1 protein-coding gene is annotated in these 298 nt (G+C 52.7%); it reads right to left on the reverse strand.

What is annotated here, in order from left to right; all coding sequences use genetic code 11:
• A partial coding sequence (locus A3761_RS08505) for a transposase (protein WP_197472985.1) occupies positions 1-298 on the reverse strand: 298 nt, incomplete at both ends.

Here is a 298-nt window from a genome sequence, read left to right on the forward strand (position 1 = left end):
AAACCTCAATATCAATATTGAAGACTCGCTTAAGTCGCTGCATCCATGTCATGGCATGGTGCCGCTCTTCAGGGGTCTTATCGAGCCAGTCAGTATCGGCTGCTTCTAGTTTGTCAGGCTTTTTTCCGCGTTTAGCCGGTGTGACCTGAACACGGTGTTTGCTGTTCGGTGCGAAGACTCCGTGGAATCGGGTGAGGTTGACGCGCGGCTTGGGTACCAGTGCAGCCAGCTTGGCCATGAAGTCCATGGGTTCGAAGATCACATGGGTTGTGCCATTGCGATACGGGGTTTTGAGTTC

The organism is Oleiphilus sp. HI0123 (assembly GCF_001635315.1).